This window comes from Sporosarcina luteola, assembly GCF_023715535.1.
Classification (GTDB): domain Bacteria; phylum Bacillota; class Bacilli; order Bacillales_A; family Planococcaceae; genus Sporosarcina; species Sporosarcina luteola_B.
Window position 1 is genome coordinate 1 of record NZ_JAMBOI010000050.1, and the last position, 461, is coordinate 461.

The 461-nt window shown below is 49.7% G+C and carries 1 protein-coding gene; it reads left to right on the forward strand.

Going from position 1 to position 461, the window contains the following annotated elements; translation table 11 throughout:
• Positions 1–266 precede the first annotated feature (266 nt).
• Positions 267–461, forward strand: a 195-nt coding sequence (locus M3191_RS18250; RefSeq protein WP_251701734.1) for a GntR family transcriptional regulator, incomplete at its 3' end; no start/stop codon positions are given.

Here is a 461-nt window from a genome sequence, read left to right on the forward strand (position 1 = left end):
GCTAATTTGTACTGTATGAGCTCGGGAATAAATAAAAGGGAATGCCAATGTCTGAAAAAGGATTACAGAGTCTGTGCATTACGCTTGGCGTAATGATTATCTTCTGGTTTGTTTTAATCTCGCTATTCTGGGTGGTGATATTTTAAACCCATCCCGTGCTATCACGGCGACGCGGCCGCCGCTGCAGATATAACAGTTACAGGAAACTATGATTTTTTTATAACTGATATATGATAATGGGACGTTATCGTACGGGGACGGCCGCAATGAAAAAGTATCAACAGTTGGCGCAGCAACTGACCGAGCAGATCGCCCTTGGCGTCTGGTTGCCTGGCGATCGGCTGCCGTCGCTGCGCGAGCAGGTGATCAGCAGCGGCATGAGCTTTATGACCGTCAGCCATGCCTATCAGCTGCTGGAAAGCCAGGGGCGCATCGTCGCCCGTCCGCAGTCGGGTTATTAT